The organism is Pseudomonas sp. HN2 (assembly GCF_020736465.1).
Lineage (GTDB): Bacteria > Pseudomonadota > Gammaproteobacteria > Pseudomonadales > Pseudomonadaceae > Aquipseudomonas > Aquipseudomonas moraviensis_A.
The window spans coordinates 1,689,888-1,706,570 of record NZ_CP085885.1; the positions used below are offsets into that span (position 1 = coordinate 1,689,888).

General features: G+C 59.4%; 18 protein-coding genes. 17 read left to right on the forward strand and 1 reads right to left on the reverse strand.

The window, feature by feature from the left end:
- Window positions 1-86 precede the first annotated feature (86 nt).
- The 16 genes from LIS66_RS07405 (at window position 87) to fliJ (ending at window position 15,780) form a co-directional block, all read left to right on the forward strand.
- Window positions 87-1,376, forward strand: a complete 1,290-nt coding sequence (locus LIS66_RS07405; RefSeq protein ID WP_227973911.1) for a motility associated factor glycosyltransferase family protein — start codon at window positions 87-89, stop codon at window positions 1,374-1,376.
- Entirely contained in the window at window positions 1,373-1,639 is a 267-nt protein-coding gene (locus LIS66_RS07410) for a hypothetical protein (RefSeq protein WP_042607524.1), read from the forward strand. The genes LIS66_RS07405 and LIS66_RS07410 overlap by 4 nt, the downstream gene beginning before the upstream one ends.
- A 242-nt stretch (window positions 1,640-1,881) precedes the next feature.
- Window positions 1,882-2,733: a flagellin domain-containing protein gene (locus LIS66_RS07415; RefSeq protein ID WP_042607525.1), complete on the forward strand. Its 852-nt coding sequence runs from the start codon at window positions 1,882-1,884 to the stop codon at window positions 2,731-2,733.
- Window positions 2,734-2,805: 72 nt separating this feature from the next.
- Window positions 2,806-3,162, forward strand: a complete 357-nt coding sequence (locus tag LIS66_RS07420) for a flagellar protein FlaG (RefSeq protein WP_042607526.1) — start codon at window positions 2,806-2,808, stop codon at window positions 3,160-3,162.
- An 82-nt stretch (window positions 3,163-3,244) separates the two neighbouring features.
- Window positions 3,245-4,699, forward strand: a complete 1,455-nt coding sequence (gene fliD, locus LIS66_RS07425; protein ID WP_042607527.1) for a flagellar filament capping protein FliD — start codon at window positions 3,245-3,247, stop codon at window positions 4,697-4,699.
- 129 nt (window positions 4,700-4,828) lie between these two features.
- Entirely contained in the window at window positions 4,829-5,227 is a 399-nt protein-coding gene (gene fliS, locus LIS66_RS07430; RefSeq protein WP_227973912.1) for a flagellar export chaperone FliS, read from the forward strand.
- Window positions 5,228-5,238: 11 nt separating this feature from the next.
- Complete coding sequence (locus LIS66_RS07435; protein ID WP_227973913.1) at window positions 5,239-5,535, forward strand: flagellar protein FliT; 297 nt, start codon at window positions 5,239-5,241, stop codon at window positions 5,533-5,535.
- Window positions 5,536-5,707: 172 nt separating this feature from the next.
- On the forward strand, window positions 5,708-7,183 hold the full coding sequence (locus LIS66_RS07440) for a sigma-54 dependent transcriptional regulator (RefSeq protein ID WP_041479014.1): 1,476 nt from the start codon (window positions 5,708-5,710) through the stop codon (window positions 7,181-7,183).
- Between the two features lie 110 nt (window positions 7,184-7,293).
- Window positions 7,294-8,505 carry a sensor histidine kinase gene (locus LIS66_RS07445; protein WP_227973914.1) on the forward strand — a complete coding sequence of 404 codons (1,212 nt, stop codon included), beginning with the start codon at window positions 7,294-7,296 and terminating at the stop codon, window positions 8,503-8,505.
- A 5-nt stretch (window positions 8,506-8,510) separates the two neighbouring features.
- Window positions 8,511-9,893 (forward strand): sigma-54-dependent transcriptional regulator, encoded by a 1,383-nt coding sequence (locus LIS66_RS07450; protein ID WP_123418117.1) that lies wholly within the window; start codon window positions 8,511-8,513, stop codon window positions 9,891-9,893.
- Between the two features lie 128 nt (window positions 9,894-10,021).
- Window positions 10,022-10,351 carry a flagellar hook-basal body complex protein FliE gene (fliE, locus tag LIS66_RS07455; protein WP_016771081.1) on the forward strand — a complete coding sequence of 110 codons (330 nt, stop codon included), beginning with the start codon at window positions 10,022-10,024 and terminating at the stop codon, window positions 10,349-10,351.
- Between the two features lie 14 nt (window positions 10,352-10,365).
- Complete coding sequence (gene fliF / locus LIS66_RS07460; RefSeq protein WP_042607530.1) at window positions 10,366-12,153, forward strand: flagellar basal-body MS-ring/collar protein FliF; 1,788 nt, start codon at window positions 10,366-10,368, stop codon at window positions 12,151-12,153.
- The gene (gene fliG / locus LIS66_RS07465; RefSeq protein ID WP_039761172.1) at window positions 12,146-13,165 is read left to right on the forward strand and encodes a flagellar motor switch protein FliG; all 1,020 of its coding nucleotides are present in this window, start codon (window positions 12,146-12,148) and stop codon (window positions 13,163-13,165) included. The genes fliF and fliG overlap by 8 nt, the downstream gene beginning before the upstream one ends.
- A 4-nt stretch (window positions 13,166-13,169) precedes the next feature.
- A complete protein-coding gene (gene fliH / locus LIS66_RS07470) occupies window positions 13,170-13,976 on the forward strand; it encodes a flagellar assembly protein FliH (RefSeq protein WP_042607531.1) in 807 nt (268 codons plus the stop codon).
- Entirely contained in the window at window positions 13,966-15,324 is a 1,359-nt protein-coding gene (gene fliI / locus LIS66_RS07475) for a flagellar protein export ATPase FliI (protein ID WP_039761176.1), read from the forward strand. Before fliH ends, fliI begins: the two co-directional genes overlap by 11 nt.
- Window positions 15,325-15,330: 6 nt before the next feature.
- Window positions 15,331-15,780, forward strand: a complete 450-nt coding sequence (gene fliJ, locus LIS66_RS07480; protein WP_042607532.1) for a flagellar export protein FliJ — start codon at window positions 15,331-15,333, stop codon at window positions 15,778-15,780.
- A 22-nt stretch (window positions 15,781-15,802) separates the two neighbouring features.
- Here the strand turns inward: fliJ and LIS66_RS07485 are convergent, their stop codons facing one another.
- Window positions 15,803-16,150 carry a hypothetical protein gene (locus LIS66_RS07485; RefSeq protein WP_042607533.1) on the reverse strand — a complete coding sequence of 116 codons (348 nt, stop codon included), beginning with the start codon at window positions 16,148-16,150 and terminating at the stop codon, window positions 15,803-15,805.
- A 225-nt stretch (window positions 16,151-16,375) separates the two neighbouring features.
- On the opposite strand from LIS66_RS07485, the gene LIS66_RS07490 reads away from it, so the two are divergent.
- The gene (locus LIS66_RS07490; RefSeq protein ID WP_042607534.1) at window positions 16,376-16,681 is read left to right on the forward strand and encodes an STAS domain-containing protein; all 306 of its coding nucleotides are present in this window, start codon (window positions 16,376-16,378) and stop codon (window positions 16,679-16,681) included.
- The last annotated feature ends 2 nt before the right edge of the window (window positions 16,682-16,683 follow it).

Sequence of the window (16,683 nt, forward strand, 5' to 3'; positions counted from 1 at the left end):
CTGCAGCAAAAACCACTGATACAAAAATAGCGTTCAAGGTTAACCTTGAACGCTATTTTTTTGCCCGAGAAGGAGCGCGAGGCGCCATGAGCGAGTTTTTCCAAGCCAATGCCGAGGTGTTGCAACGGCGCTGGCCGGCGCTGTTCGAGCGATTGATGGCTGAAGACAGCGCGTCCGTGCAGGCCGAACTCGTGCAAGGGCTGGGCTCGACGCTGAGCGTCGACGGCATTCAGCTCACCAGCCGCCATGATCGCCTGCATGAGGCGAAGATTCAGGCGGCGAGCCTGCCGGAAAAACCGCAACTGCACGTCTATGGCACTGGCTTGGGCGACTTGCCCGGTGTGCTGCTCGAGCGCGCGGGGCTCGAGCGCCTGTACGTACACATCCTCAATGGCGCGCTGTTCGCGCTGGTGCTGCAACTGCTCGATCAGCGCCAGTGGCTGCAGGACCCTCGGGTCGAACTGTTTTACGCCGGCGATCACCCGGACTTCTTCACGCCGTTCTTTGCCCTGCCGGCCGAGATGCTGCTGGCCGATGACTTCAATGCGAAGATTCGCGACCGGCTGATCAATGAAGTGCACCTGACATTCAATAACCGCGATTTCGATCCGCAGTCACCAGAAATCCGGCAGCGCTTGCAGGAAAGTCTGCCAGTGTTGCTCGGCGATGGCGATGTGGCGCAATTGTTCGGTAGCTGCGCTGGCCGCGAAGTCTACGTAATCGCCACCGGGCCGACACTGGAGCAGCATTTCGAACGTCTCGCGGCGATCCGTCAGCTTGCCGAGCGACCGGTGTTCATCTGCGTTGATACGGCCTACCGACCATTGCGCGAACACGGCATCGTGCCTGATCTGGTGGTAAGCATCGATCAACGCATCGGCTTTCGGCATTTGCCCTTCGAGAAGTCTGACGGCATTACGCTGGTGTACCTGCCGATGAGCGATCCGCAGATATTGAAGGCATGGAAGGGCAAGCGCTATGGCGGCTATTCGGCCAGCCCGATCTATGCCGAGCTGAAAGAACAGTATCCACGCGGCGAGCTGCACGTCGGCGGCAGCGTGATCCATCCGGCAGTGGATCTCGCGGTAAAAATGGGTGCGAGTCGAATCACTCTGTTCGGCGCTGACTTCGCCTTCCCGATGAACAAGACCCACGCCGGGTGGGGCGATGGCGATTTGGGTCCGCCGCTGGCCCAGGCGCGGCATTGGGTGCGCGATGGCCATGGTCAGCGCGTCAGTACCCAGCTGAATTTTCGCGGCTATCTGTGTGTGCTCGAGCGTTATATCGCCGCGCATCCACAGGTCGAATTTCTCAACAGCAGCCGCGCCGGCGCGCTGATCGCCGGCACCGCTTTCAATCCGGAGTTCGTGCAATGAGTGCGCTGAATCACAGTCAGGATCAGTGTCGCCAATGCGCTGCATTGTTTCGGCTGGGGCGTGACGTAGAAGCGGCGTTGACCATGGTCGATGTGTTCGAACAGGCCCAGCAATGTCTGTCGTCTGCCCCAATAGAGATCCAGCAGGCGTGGGCGCAGGTGCTCATGCAAATGCTCGATTGCCAGGAGCGCCAGGACTGGTTGGGACTGGCCGACTCTATGGAATACGAACTGGTTGAATTGCTGGAAAGTGCCAGGCGCTGAACTGCTGCGCAGCACTGGCCCGCGGCTTTGCGTGACAGGCAGTTTTATGACGTCATTTTTATGCGGTTGAAGTACAGCTAAGTCATTGTTTTCTCGGGGGTGGCGTGGTGATGGCAAAATTTTTTCAAAAAGCCCTCAAGCAACCTGCAAACCCGACGATAACTATTACGAAGGTTCTCTAGGCCATACCCGGCGGTTGCCAGGGCCGGAAGCCGCAGTACCCAACCAACGAGGAATTCGTCATGGCTTTAACAGTAAACACTAACACCACATCGTTGAACGTTCAGAAAAACCTGAACCGCGCTTCCGACGCTCTGTCCACCTCGATGCAGCGCCTGTCTTCCGGCCTGAAAATCAACAGCGCCAAAGACGACGCCGCTGGCCTGCAGATCTCCAACCGTATGTCTTCGCAGATCCGCGGTAACACCCAGGCCATCCAGAACGCCAACGACGGTATCTCCGTTGCCCAGACCGCTGAAGGCGCTCTGCAAGCCACTACCGACATCCTGCAGCGTATGCGTGAACTGGCTGTTAAAGCCCGTAACGGTACCAACGGCACCGCTGACCAGACCGCTACCAACTCTGAATTCGCTCAGATGTCGGACGAGATCACCCGTATCTCCGCTTCGACCAACCTGAACGGCAAGAACCTGCTGGACGGTTCGGCTGGTACTGTGACTCTGCAAGTTGGCGCAAACACTGGTTCGGCTAACCACATCGACCTGGTACTGAGCTCCAAGTTCGACGCCGTCAGCCTGTCGGTTGGTAGCGGTACTCTGGCCCTGACCGGCGCCAGCCCGTCTGACGCAGCCGTTGCCATCGACAGCGCGATCACTGCAATCGACGCCGCTATCGCTGCAATCGGTGCAACCCGTGCCAGCCTCGGTGCTTCGCAGAACCGTCTGACCAGCACCATCTCCAACCTGCAGAACATCACTGAAAACACCACCGCTGCTCAGGGTCGTGTACAGGACACCGACTTCGCCGCAGAAACTGCTAACCTGACCAAGCAGCAAACTCTGCAGCAAGCTTCCACTTCGGTTCTGGCCCAGGCCAACCAACTGCCTTCCGCTGTACTGAAACTGCTTCAGTAATTCGGAACAGGTTTGAGCGGGGGAGTGCGCTGGTCGTGCTCTCTCGCTTTTTTTCGTTAAGAGGTGATGGGCATGGACATGAGCGTGAAGCTTAACGTGTCTTATCCGGCTCCCAAGCCAGTGCCACCGGTTGCTGACAAAACGTCAGAGCTGCCTAAAGTCCAAAAGACTGAAGCGCCGGTCGCTGCCAAGGATCAGGATTCGGACGGCGCCAAGTTGAAACTGGCGGTGCAAGAGATCGAAAAATTCGTCCAGTCGATCAAGCGTAATTTGGAGTTCTCGATTGACGAGCATTCCGGCAAGGTCATCGTCAAGGTGATTGCGAGCGAGACGGGTGAAGTTGTTCGACAGATTCCTTCCGCTGAAGCCCTCAAACTGGCGGACAGCCTCGCCAACGCAAGCCACGTGTTGTTCGACGCCAAAGTCTGATAAATGGCATGAATAGTGTTTGTTCGTTCTCAAGACGCCTGTAACGGTCAAAAGAATGGCAACAATCTGAAGGGAGATGCACATGGCAAGTCCAATTCTACCGGGTTCCGGACTGGGTTCCGGCCTGGACATCGGCGCGATCGTGACCGCGCTGGTCAACGCCGACAAATCGCCGAAGCAGACGCAAATCGATTCTGCGACCAAAACCAACAGCCTGAAAATTTCTGGTGTCGGGTCGTTGAAGAGTGCGCTGACCGCATTCCAGACCGCGATGACCAATCTGAGCAGCAAAACCAATCCTGCGTTTGCCGGCTTCACGGCGACTTCGGGTAACGCGGATATCCTCAGCGCCACGTCCGACAGCACCGCAGTTTCGGGCAAATACAATGTTGTTGTGAGCAAACTGGCCACGGGCTCGAAAATTGCCAGTGCTTCTTTCGCCGGCGGTGCCGCCAGTGCCATTCCGAGTGGTACCCTGAAAATCAGTCAGAATGGCACTGATTACAACGTCGATATCCCGGCTGGCGCGACCTTGCAGAGCACGCGTGACGCGATCAACAAAGCTCAAGGCGCTAACGGAATCTCTGCGAACATTGTTACCGACAGCAGCGGGTCCTCGCGCCTGGTGATCAGCTCAAGCAAGACCGGCGCCGGTTCTGACCTTACCGTCAGCGGCATTGCCGGTCTGGAAATCGATGGCACTCAGCCGCTGGGAACCAGTCCGGCGGCAGGCGCTTCGGGTGCTGTCAACGGCGTAGCACAAGACGCCCAGCTGACCATCGACGGGCTGACAGTAACCAGCAAGAGTAATACGGTGAGCGGCGCAATCAGCGGGCTGACCCTGAATCTCACTTCGGTCACGCCAGCCAATGGCGCGCCTACTGTCGTCAGTGTTGATGCCAACACCAAAGGGTTGCAGACATCGATCCAGTCGTTTGTCGACGCTTACAACACGCTGAAGAAAACCATCGATACCCTGTCCAAGGCGACGCCGGACGAAGACGGCAAGCTGACCGTGCAGGCTGCATTCACGGGCGATTCGCTGCCGCGTACACTGATAGCCGATATTCGTGCTGAACTGACGGCTCCGGGTGCAGGCGGCCCCCTGTCTGTGCTGTCGCAATTGGGTGTAATGACCGACCGCACCAGCGGTAACCTGACCTTCGATACCGCTGCCTTCAACAAGACTATGGACCAGCCCGGAATGACGGGTCAGGTTCAGCAGTTGTTTACCGGGACCAACGATACCAACGGTCTGTTGGCGCGCATGAGCAAGGCGGTTGATCCGTACCTCAAGGCGCCTGTGGGCGGCAAGGTCACAACCGGTTTGCTGGATCAGCGCCTCGCCATTCTGAATAACAACACACGCAATCTGACCAACCAGCAGTTGGCGCTGGATCTGCGTGTCGCCAACCTGACCAAGACATTGACCGCCAAGTACAATGCCATGGACTTGCTGGTCGGGCAGATGAAGGCAACGGCGAGCAACATCACCTCGTTCTTCAGCTCGCTGAACGCGCAGCAGTCGGCGAAGTAACAGTCAGTCACGACAAAAACCCGGCTACGCTTTATCGGCGTGCGCCGGGTTTTTGTCTTTTGATCTAAAGTTTTCGGACCGGTTGGCGATACACTGGTTATACGAGTCAACGTGGCAATGAGGTAGAACATGAACCCGATGTTAGCCCTTCGGCAATACCAGAAAGTCGGCGCCCATGCGCAGACGTCCGAAGCGAGCCCGCACCGCCTGGTGCAAATGTTGATGGAAGGCGGCCTCGCCCGTATTGCTCAGGCAAAAGGTGCCATCGAGCGCAAGGACATTCCCGGCAAATGTACGGCGATCAGCAAGGCCATCGGCATCGTCAGTGGCCTGCGCGAAGGTCTCGATCTCGAAAGTAATGCAGAGGCACTGGCCGATCTGGATGGCCTGTACATCTACATGATGAAGCGCCTTGCCGAAGCAAATATCAGCAGCGATCCACGTGTCCTCGACGAAGTGGCCGGTCTGCTGACAACGGTCAAAGAAGGCTGGGACGCCATCGCGCCTGTGCCGGCTCCGCAGTTCTGAAGGAGATCACCATGAGTCTTGTATTGCAGCGAATAGCCGATACCCGTGAAGCGTTGGTCGGTGCTCTGGCCGAGCGAAACTGGGAAGCCATTGGCGAGCTGGATCTGGCTTGCCGTTCCTGCATGGAAGACGTCATGGCGGAATCTTCGATGGATGAAGTTGCGCTACGCGACAACCTTGAGGAGCTGCTGCATGTGTACAAAGAGCTTCTTGAGGTGGCAATGGGCGAGAGGCAGGCGATAGCCAACGAGATGTCGCAGATCACCCAAGCGCAAAAGGCTGCAAAGGTTTACCATCTGTTTGGTTGATTAACCGTCAGTTGAACCGGAGATGTGCGCCATAAATTTGACTGTGCACGGTTTTTTGACTTAACTAGTGGCTATTATCAGGTTTAGGGCGTCTACAGGCACATGGTGTCCTGCAAGCGTCTCGCTTGCCTTATTTTTCGGGCATTGAGTTGACTAGGGAAGTTGCTATTGCATGTGGCGTGAAACCAAAATTCTGCTGATCGATGACGATAGCGTCCGCCGCCGCGACCTGGCGGTGATTTTGAATTTTCTTGGCGAAGAAAATTTACCCTGCGGCAGCCATGACTGGCAGCAGGCAGTCGGCTCTTTGTCGTCTAGTCGTGAGGTCATTTGCGTACTGATCGGGACCGTCAATGCTCCTGGCGCGCTTTTGGGCTTGCTAAAGACACTCGCAACCTGGGATGAGTTCCTTCCGGTTTTGTTAATGGGCGATAATTCTTCCGTTGACCTGCCTGAAGACCAGCGTCGCCGCGTCCTTTCGACCCTGGAAATGCCGCCCAGCTACAGCAAATTGCTCGATTCGCTGCACCGCGCTCAGGTCTATCGCGAGATGTACGACCAGGCCCGTGAACGCGGCCGTCATCGCGAACCCAATCTTTTCCGCAGCCTCGTCGGCACCAGTCGTGCGATTCAGCATGTCCGTCAGATGATGCAGCAGGTGGCCGACACCGACGCCAGCGTGCTGATCCTTGGCGAGTCCGGCACTGGCAAGGAAGTGGTCGCGCGCAACCTGCACTACCACTCCAAGCGCCGCGACGCGCCGTTCGTCCCGGTCAACTGCGGGGCGATCCCTGCTGAGCTGCTGGAAAGCGAACTGTTCGGCCACGAGAAGGGCGCCTTCACTGGTGCAATCACCAGCCGTGCCGGACGCTTTGAACTGGCCAACGGCGGCACGCTGTTCCTCGACGAAATCGGCGACATGCCGCTGCCTATGCAGGTCAAGCTGCTGCGCGTGCTGCAGGAACGCACCTTCGAGCGCGTGGGCAGCAACAAGACCCAGAGCGTCGACGTGCGCATCATTGCCGCGACCCACAAGAATCTCGAAAGCATGATCGAGATCGGCTCGTTCCGCGAAGACCTCTACTATCGCCTGAACGTGTTCCCGATCGAGATGGCGCCGCTGCGCGAGCGTGTCGAAGATATCCCGCTGTTGATGAACGAACTGATCTCGCGCATGGAGCACGAGAAGCGTGGTTCGATCCGTTTCAACTCGGCGGCGATCATGTCGCTGTGCCGTCACGGCTGGCCGGGCAACGTCCGCGAACTGGCCAACCTCGTTGAGCGTATGGCGATCATGCACCCGTACGGGGTGATCGGCGTGGTCGAGCTGCCGAAAAAATTCCGCTACGTCGACGACGAAGACGAGCAAATGGTCGACAGTCTGCGTAGCGATCTTGAAGAGCGCGTGGCGATCAATGGCCATACTCCGGACTTCAGCGCCAACGCACTGCTGCCGCCGGAAGGTCTGGACCTCAAGGACTACCTCGGTGGCTTGGAGCAGGGCCTGATTCAGCAGGCGCTGGACGATGCCAATGGCATTGTCGCCCGTGCCGCTGAGCGTCTGCGTATTCGTCGCACCACGCTGGTCGAGAAGATGCGCAAGTACGGCATGAGCCGGGCTGGAGGAGACGAACAGGCGGATGATTGACGCCTGTTTTTCAACCGCTTCATTTATAAGCGGTTTTTTTTAGGCACGGGTATTGCTATAGCCCTCGCAACGTTCCGTTTCACTGACGGTCAGCCAAGCGAGAGAGCCCAATGCCCCAAGCCGCCCAGATCTCTTCTGCCTCCAATATCGTGGGGCAACCCTCGTCCGTAGAGCAGGCAAGCCGTCAGGGACTTGAGCAGGCCTTTCAGCTGTTCAACCAGATGTCGAGCCAGCTGACCGACTCTTACAGCCTGCTCGAAGCCCGCGTCACCGAGCTCAAGGGTGAGCTGGCGGTGGTCAGCGCCCAGCGCATGCAGGAGCTGGCGGAAAAAGAACGCTTGGCCAATCGTCTGCAAAACCTCCTCGACCTGTTGCCCGGCGGCGTGATCGTTATCGACGGCCACGGTCTGGTGCGCGAAGCCAACCCGGCCGCCATCGACCTGCTTGGCTCGCCACTCGAAGGCGAACTCTGGCGCCATGTGATCGCACGCTGCTTCGCTCCGCGTGAAGACGACGGTCATGAAATCTCTCTTAAAAACGGTCGACGCCTGTCGATCTCCACCCGCTCGCTGGACGCCGAGCCGGGGCAGTTGGTGCTGCTCAATGATTTGACGGAAACCCGTCATCTTCAAGATCAACTGGCACGGCACGAGCGGTTGTCTTCGCTGGGGCGCATGGTCGCGTCTCTGGCCCATCAGATTCGCACGCCGCTGTCCGCCGCTTTGCTTTACGCCAGTCATTTGACTGAGCAGCAATTGCCGGTGGAAACCCAGCAGCGCTTTGCCGGACGCCTGAAAGAGCGTCTGCACGAACTCGAACATCAAGTGCGCGACATGCTGGTGTTCGCCCGTGGTGAATTGCCCCTGACTGATCGCCTCACCCCCGATGCCTTGATTCAGTCGCTGCAGGCCGCGGCGCTGACCCACGTGCAGGATCTGCCGATTCGCTGGCAGTGCGACAGCCATGCCGGTGAGCTGCTGTGCAACCGCGATACGCTGGTCGGCGCATTGCTGAATCTGATTGAAAATGCCATCCAGGCCAGCGCCGGCGAAGCGCGGCTGAAAGTGCATTGCTACACCAGGGGCAACACCCTGCGCGTGTGTGTCAGCGACAGCGGCAGCGGCATTGAGCCGACAGTTTTGGCGCGCCTCGGCGAGCCTTTTTTTACTACCAAAGTCACCGGGACCGGCCTTGGCCTGACCGTGGTCAAAGCGGTGGCGCGTGCCCATCAGGGAGAATTGACCCTGCGTTCGCGGGTCGGGCGCGGTACCTGCGCGCAGGTCAGCCTGCCGCTGTTTTCCGCTGCACAGGGAGTTGAATGATCGTCATGGGCATCAAGGTGTTGCTGGTCGAGGATGACCGTTCGTTGCGCGAAGCGCTGGCCGATACGCTGTTGCTCGCCGGCCACGACTATCACGCCGTCGGCAGCGCCGAAGAAGCACTGACGGCCGTCGCGCAGCAAGCCTTCAGTCTGGTGGTCAGCGACGTCAACATGCCGGGCATGGACGGCCATCAATTGCTTGCCCTGCTGCGCGCGCGCCAACCGCAATTGCCGGTGCTGCTGATGACCGCCCACGGCGCAGTCGAGCGTGCGGTCGATGCCATGCGCCAGGGCGCGGCGGATTATCTGGTCAAGCCGTTCGAACCCAAAGCGTTGCTTGATCTGGTGGCCCGGCACGCGTTGGGCAGCATTGATGCTGGCGAAGCGGAGGGCCCCGTTGCTGTCGAGCCGGCCAGTGCGCAGTTGCTTGAACTGGCCGCGCGGGTCGCGCGCAGTGATTCGACTGTCCTGATCTCCGGCGAGTCCGGCACCGGTAAAGAAGTATTGGCGCGCTACATTCACCAGCAATCGCGGCGGGCCAGTCAGCCATTTATTGCGATCAACTGTGCGGCGATTCCCGACAACATGCTTGAAGCGACACTGTTCGGGCATGAGAAAGGCTCGTTTACCGGCGCTATCGCCTCGCAGGCCGGCAAGTTCGAGCAAGCGGACGGTGGCACCATTCTGCTCGATGAAATTTCCGAAATGCCGCTGGGTCTGCAAGCCAAACTGTTGCGGGTCCTGCAGGAGCGCGAAGTCGAGCGCGTGGGCGCACGCAAGCCGATCAGTCTGGATATCCGCGTGGTCGCCACGACCAACCGTGATCTGGCTGGCGAAGTGGCAGCGGGGCGCTTCCGTGAAGACCTGTTTTACCGCTTGTCGGTTTTTCCTCTGGCCTGGCGTCCACTTCGCGAGCGTACTGCCGATATCCTGCCGCTGGCGGAAAAGTTGTTGGCCAAACACGTCAATAAAATGAAGCACGCTGCGGCGAAGCTTTCCCCCGAAGCACAAGCCTGCCTGACCGAGTACCCGTGGCCGGGCAACGTGCGGGAGCTGGACAACGCCATTCAGCGCGCGCTGATTCTGCAGCAGGGCGGCTTGATCCAGCCGCAGGATTTCTGCCTGAGCGGTGCGGTGACATTTGCCCCGTTGCCGGTCGCGGCACCGGTGATTCGCGAGGTGGAAATCGAGGCGGATTCCACCGGAGCCCTGGGCGACGACCTGCGCCGCCGGGAGTTTCAGATGATCATCGACACCCTGCGCGCCGAGCGTGGCCGCCGCAAGGAAGCTGCCGAAAAGCTCGGCATCAGCCCCCGCACCCTGCGCTACAAACTGGCGCAAATGCGCGACGCCGGGATGGACGTCGAAGGCTATCTGTTCGCCACCTGACGGAAGCTGCAAAACATTCCAGATGCTTTTCTCAGAAGGGTGCCCATGAGCTGGCACCCTTGTTGCTAATACCTGTGTACCCGCCGAGTGAGTGTCAAAAAATTGCGGGCCGCCCAAGAGAGTAGACCATGAGCCAAGGTATTGAATTTAATCGGTTGATGATGGACATGCAGGCCATGAAAGTGGATGCCATGTCTGCGCGTAAATCGACTGCCGCTGTCCCTGAAATTGCCGGCAGCAGCTTTTCCGACATGCTCGGTCAGGCGATCAATAAAGTCAGCGATACCCAGCAGGCGTCGACTCAACTGGCCAATGCGTTCGAGATCGGCAAGAGCGGTGTCGACCTGACCGACGTGATGATCGCATCGCAAAAAGCCAGCGTGTCGTTCCAGGCTCTGACCCAGGTGCGCAACAAGCTGGTCCAGGCTTACCAAGACATCATGCAGATGCCGGTTTAAGGGCGAAATAAGTCATGGCAGAAGCAGTCGCTGATAACGTTCCGGCCAAGGCCACCCCGATCGACGGCAAACCGCCGCTGTTCGGCCTGTCCTTTCTGGAAAACCTTTCCCAGATGACCGTGCTGCGTCAGGTCGGCCTGTTGGTCGGCCTGGCTGCGAGCGTGGCGATTGGCTTTGCCGTGGTGCTGTGGTCGCAGCAGCCGGATTACCGTCCACTGTACGGCAGCCTTGCCGGCCTGGACGCCAAGCAGGTCATGGAAACCCTGGCCGCCGCTGACATTCCCTACAACGTAGAACCCAATTCCGGCGCCTTGCTGGTCAAGGCCGACGACCTGTCCCGTGCGCGGATGAAACTCGCTGCCGCTGGTGTCACTCCCAGCGACGGCAATATCGGTTTCGAAATCCTCGACAAGGAACAGGGTCTGGGCACCAGTCAGTTCATGGAAGCGACCCGTTATCGTCGCGGCCTCGAAGGCGAACTGGCGCGCACCATCTCCAGCCTGAACAACGTCAAGGGTGCCCGCGTGCACCTGGCAATTCCGAAGAGCTCGGTGTTCGTCCGTGACGAGCGCAAGCCGAGCGCTTCGGTACTGGTCGAGCTGTATAGCGGGCGTTCGCTGGAGCCGGGTCAGGTGGTAGCGATCATCAACCTGGTCGCGACGTCCGTGCCGGAGTTGAGCAAATCGCAGATCACCGTCGTCGATCAGAAGGGCAATCTGCTCTCCGATCAGGCGGAGAACTCGGAAATGACCATGGCCGGCAAGCAGTTCGATTACAGCCGCCGCATGGAAAGCATGCTCACCCAACGCGTGCACAACATTCTGCAGCCGGTATTGGGCAATGATCGCTACAAAGCGGAAGTCTCCGCCGACATCGATTTCAATGCCGTCGAATCGACTGCCGAGCAGTTCAACCCGGACCAACCGGCGTTGCGCAGCGAACAGTCGGTCAACGAACAACGCACCGCCAGCAATGGCCCGCAAGGTGTGCCGGGTGCCCTGAGCAACCAGCCACCGTCGCCAGCCTCGGCGCCGCAGACCACCGGTGGCACCGCCGCACCGGCCGGCATGATCCAGCCGGGTCAGCCACTGGTTGACGCCAACGGTCAGCAGATCATGGACCCGGCCACCGGCCAGCCGATGCTCGCGCCGTATCCGGCCGACAAGCGTCAACAATCGACGAAGAACTTCGAACTCGACCGTTCGATCAGCCACACCAAACAGCAGCAGGGCCGTCTCAATCGCCTGTCGGTGTCGGTGGTGGTCGATGATCAGGTCAAGATCAACCCGGCCAACGGTGAAACCAGCCGTGCGCCGTGGAGCGCCGACGAATTGGCGCGCTTCACGCGTCTGGTGCAGGACGCCGTCGGTTTCGACGCCAGCCGTGGTGACAGCGTCAGCGTGATCAACATGCCGTTCTCCGCCGAGCGCGGTGAAGTGATTGCCGATATTCCGTTCTACTCCCAGCCATGGTTCTGGGACATCGTCAAACAAGTGCTGGGTGTGCTGTTCATCCTCGTGCTGGTGTTTGGTGTGCTGCGTCCGGTGCTCAACAACATCACCGGCGGTGGCAAAGGCAAGGAGCTGGCCGGTCTGGGCAGCGACGTGGAACTCGGTGGCATGGGCGGCCTGGACGGCGACCTGGCCAACGACCGCGTGAGCCTCGGTGGTCCGCAGAGCATTCTGTTGCCGAGCCCGAGCGAGGGTTATGACGCGCAGCTGAATGCAATCAAGAGTCTGGTAGCTGAAGACCCGGGTCGCGTGGCTCAGGTCGTAAAAGAGTGGATTAACGCAGATGAGTGATAACCGAGCCGCCGCCGTCAAACTGACCAAGGTCGACAAAGCCGCGATTCTGCTGCTGTCCCTGGGTTCGACCGATGCCGCGCAAGTGCTGCGCCACATGGGCCCCAAAGAGGTTCAGCGCGTTGGCGTGGCCATGGCGCAGATGGGCAACGTGCACCGCGAGCAGGTCGAGCAGGTGATGAGCGAGTTCGTCGACATCGTCGGCGATCAGACCAGCCTCGGCGTCGGTTCCGACGACTACGTGCGCAAGATGCTCACCCAGGCCCTGGGCGAAGACAAGGCCAACGGCCTGATCGACCGCATCCTGCTCGGTGGCAACACCAGCGGCCTCGACAGTCTGAAATGGATGGAGCCGCGCGCCGTCGCCGACGTCATTCGTTACGAACACCCGCAGATCCAGGCAATCGTGGTCGCGTACCTCGACCCGGATCAGGCCGGTGAAGTGCTCGGCAACTTCGACCATAAGGTGCGTCTGGACATCATCCTGCGCGTTTCGTCGTTGAACACCGTGCAGCCGGCAGCCTTGAAAGAACTCAACCAGATTCTCGAGAAACAGTTCTCCGGCAACTCGAACGCCTCGCGCACCACCCTGGGTGGCATCAAGCGTGCGGCCGACATCATGAACTTCCTCGACAGCTCGATCGAAGGCCAGCTCATGGACTCGATCCGCGAAGTCGACGAAGACCTGTCCGGTCAGATCGAAGATCTCATGTTCGTCTTCAACAACCTTGCCGACGTCGACGACCGTGGCATTCAGGCACTGTTGCGCGAAGTCTCTTCCGATGTGCTGGTACTGGCCCTCAAGGGCTCGGACGAAGGCGTCAAGGAAAAGATCTTCAAGAACATGTCCAAGCGTGCCGCCGAACTGTTGCGCGACGACCTCGAGGCCAAAGGCCCGGTGCGCGTCAGCGATGTCGAAACCGCGCAGAAGGAAATCCTCACCATCGCCCGTCGTATGGCCGAAGCCGGCGAGATCGTGCTCGGTGGCAAGGGCGGCGAGGAAATGATCTAAGCCCATGGATAAGCCTGACGAGTCTGTGACGGATCTGATCCGCGCCCGCGATGTTCGTGGCTTCGAATCCTGGGCGATGCCCAGCTTCGATCCGCCAAAACCGGAACCCGAACCTGAGCCGGAACCCGAACCGCCGGAAATGGAAGAAGTGCCGCTGGAAGAAGTCCAGCCACTGACTCTGGAAGAGCTCGAAAGCATCCGTCAGGAGGCTTACAACGAGGGCTTTGCCATTGGCGAAAAGGAAGGTTTTCACAGCACCACGCTGAAGGTGCGTCAGGAAGCCGAAACAGCGCTGGCGGCAAAAATCGCCAGCCTTGAGCTGTTGATGGGCAACCTGTTCGAGCCGATCGCCGAGCAAGACACACAGATTGAAAAGTCGCTGGTCGACCTCGTGCAGCACATCACCAGGCAGGTGATCAAGCGCGAACTGGCCATCGATTCGACGCAGATCGAACACGTCATGCGCGATGCCCTCAAGCTGTTGCCGCTGGGCGTGGAAAACGTCCGCCTGTACGTCAATCCGCAGGACTTCGCCCAGGTCAAAGCCCTGCGCGAACGCCACGAAGAAACCTGGCGCATCGTCGAAGACGAGTCGCTGTTGCCGGGCGGCTGCCGGGTTGAAACCGAGCACAGTCGGATCGATGCCAGCGTCGAATCGCGGGTGACTCAGGTCATGGCCAAACTGTTCGACCAGTTGCACGAACAAGCGTTGCACCCGGCAACGCCTGACCTGAGCCTGGAAATTCCTCAAGACACCCCAGCGCCTGTCGACTCCGACGAGCCGCGCGTGGACGCCAGCGATGCGCCTTGAACGCACCAGCTTCGCCAAGCGCCTGAGCACCTACGCCGAGGCCACCGAGATTGCCGGCGCGCCGATCCTTGAAGGTCGGCTGCTGCGCATGGTCGGTCTGACCCTGGAAGCCGAAGGGCTGCGCGCCGCCATGGGCACCCGCTGCATGGTGATCAATGACGACAGCTATCACCCGTCCCAGGTGGAAGCGGAAGTCATGGGTTTTTCCGGCAGCAAAGTATTTTTGATGCCGGTGGGCAGCGTCGCCGGCATCGCCCCGGGCGCCCGCGTGGTGCCGCTGGCCGACACCGGTCGGCTGCCGATGGGCATGAGCATGCTCGGCCGAGTACTCGACGGCGCCGGCCGCGCGCTGGACGGCAAGGGCGGCATGAAAGCCGAAGACTGGGTGCCGATGGACGGCCCGACAATCAACCCGCTCAACCGTGACCCGATCAGCGTGCCGCTGGACGTCGGCATCCGTTGCATCAACGGTTTGCTGACCGTCGGCCGTGGCCAGCGTCTGGGTCTGTTCGCCGGTACCGGTGTCGGTAAATCGGTGCTGTTGGGCATGATGACCCGCTTCACCGAGGCAGACATCATCGTCGTCGGCCTGATCGGTGAACGTGGTCGCGAAGTTAAGGAATTCATCGAGCACATCCTTGGTGAAGAAGGCCTCAAGCGTTCGGTGGTAGTCGCCTCGCCAGCGGACGATGCGCCGCTGATGCGTATGCGCGCGGCAATGTATTGCACGCGCATCGCTGAGTATTTCCGCGACAAGGGCAAGAACGTTCTGCTGTTGATGGACTCGCTGACTCGTTTCGCCCAGGCCCAGCGGGAAATCGCTCTGGCCATCGGCGAACCGCCGGCGACCAAAGGCTATCCGCCCTCGGTGTTCGCCAAACTGCCGAAACTGGTGGAGCGCGCCGGTAACGCGGAGAAGGGCGGCGGTTCGATCACGGCGTTCTACACCGTTCTGTCCGAAGGCGATGACCAGCAGGATCCGATTGCCGACTCGGCGCGGGGCGTGCTCGACGGCCACATCGTGCTGTCGCGGCGCCTGGCTGAGGAAGGTCACTATCCGGCGATCGACATCGAAGCCTCGATCAGCCGGGTCATGCCGGCGGTGGTTTCGCCGGATCACATGCAGCGTGCGCAGTACTTCAAGCAGTTGTGGTCGCGCTATCAGCAGAGCCGCGATCTGATCAGCGTCGGCGCTTACGTCGCCGGCGGTGATCGCGAGACCGATCTGGCGATTTCCCTGCAACCGCAACTGGTCAGGTATCAGCGCCAGGGCCTCAACGACAAAATCACCATGGGTGAAAGCCAGGCCTACCTGGAAACCCTGTTCGCCCCAGCGGCGGGCGGGTAACCGGCCGTGGCCGTCAGCCGAGCAGCGCGCCTGGCGCCGGTGGTGGAAATGGCCGAGAAGGCCGAAAAAGCCGCCGTGCAACGACTGGGCTATTTCCAGGGTCAGGTCAAAGTTGCGGAAAGCAAACTGGCCGACCTCAATGCCTTTCGTCTGGATTACTCGCAGCAATGGATAGTGCGCGGCAGTACCGGCGTGACCGGGCAGTGGCTGCTGGGTTTTCAGGGCTTTCTGGCGCAACTCGACACCGCCGTCGATCAGCAACGGCAGAGCCTGGTCTGGCACCAGAACAAGCTCGACAAAGCGCGTGAGGAATGGCAACAGGCGTTCGCCCGGGTTGAAGGGCTACGCAAGCTGGTGCAACGTTATCGCGAAGAGGCGCAACGCCTTGAAGACAAGCGCGAGCAGAAGTTGCTGGATGAACTGTCGCAGCGGTTACCGCGGCAGAATCCGTTCTAAGATCATGCCGCGGAAACACTGGTTATTTTTCTTCTACAAAAAAGTTCAAATCGTGGGATTGGCCCGGGATCGGGGTGCCGTTCCTGGAAACAGTGAAGTAAGCCACTGCGTCATTTCCCTGCAACTGCCAATCCCGAGTTGGGTCGAGCTTTATGCCGACTTTCCCCTGCTCTACACCTGAGGGTGTCACGCTCGCCGATCTCGAGTATTCAGGGTTGCTACCGCCTCGGATATTAAAGGTCACGGCATCATTCAGTTCGAAAATGTAAAAAGCCATCAATGTCGCTTTGGCGTCCTCGAATTCTTTTTTTGTGACCCTGTTTGGGCTGGATGTTCCTTCCAGGGAGATTTCAAAGGTTTTACTGGTCATGGCAAATTTTCTCCATCCTGTGTGAGTGCTGGCGGCCTGCCAGTCACACGCAGTAGGCGTCGAGGCGAGTTGTAGCTTCCACTGTCAGATCTGACAGTCCCGACGGACGGTAAATGGTGACTTGTGAGTCGCCGATCGACATCCTCCTGCGGTAGTCCGGGTTGCTGCGCGCTTGATCAAGTGCTAAACCTTGTACAGGTTCGTCAATGACAAGGAAGCCAGTCAATGTCAGTCGTTACACAAGTATCACCGGATGGTCACAAGCTGACGATCTCGGTCAAAGGGCGCTTCGATTTCGGTCGCCATCAGGAATTTCGCGAGTCGTATGAGCGACTCGACAAGAAACCCGAATCCATCGTGGTCGATCTCAAAGAGGCCACTTACCTCGACAGCTCGGCGCTGGGCATGCTGCTTCTGCTGCGGGATCACGCCGGCGGCGATAACTCGGATGTGCGAGTCGTCAACAGCAACTCCGACGTACGCAAAATCCTCGCGATTTCCAACTTCGACAAACTCTTCGACATCAGTTGACG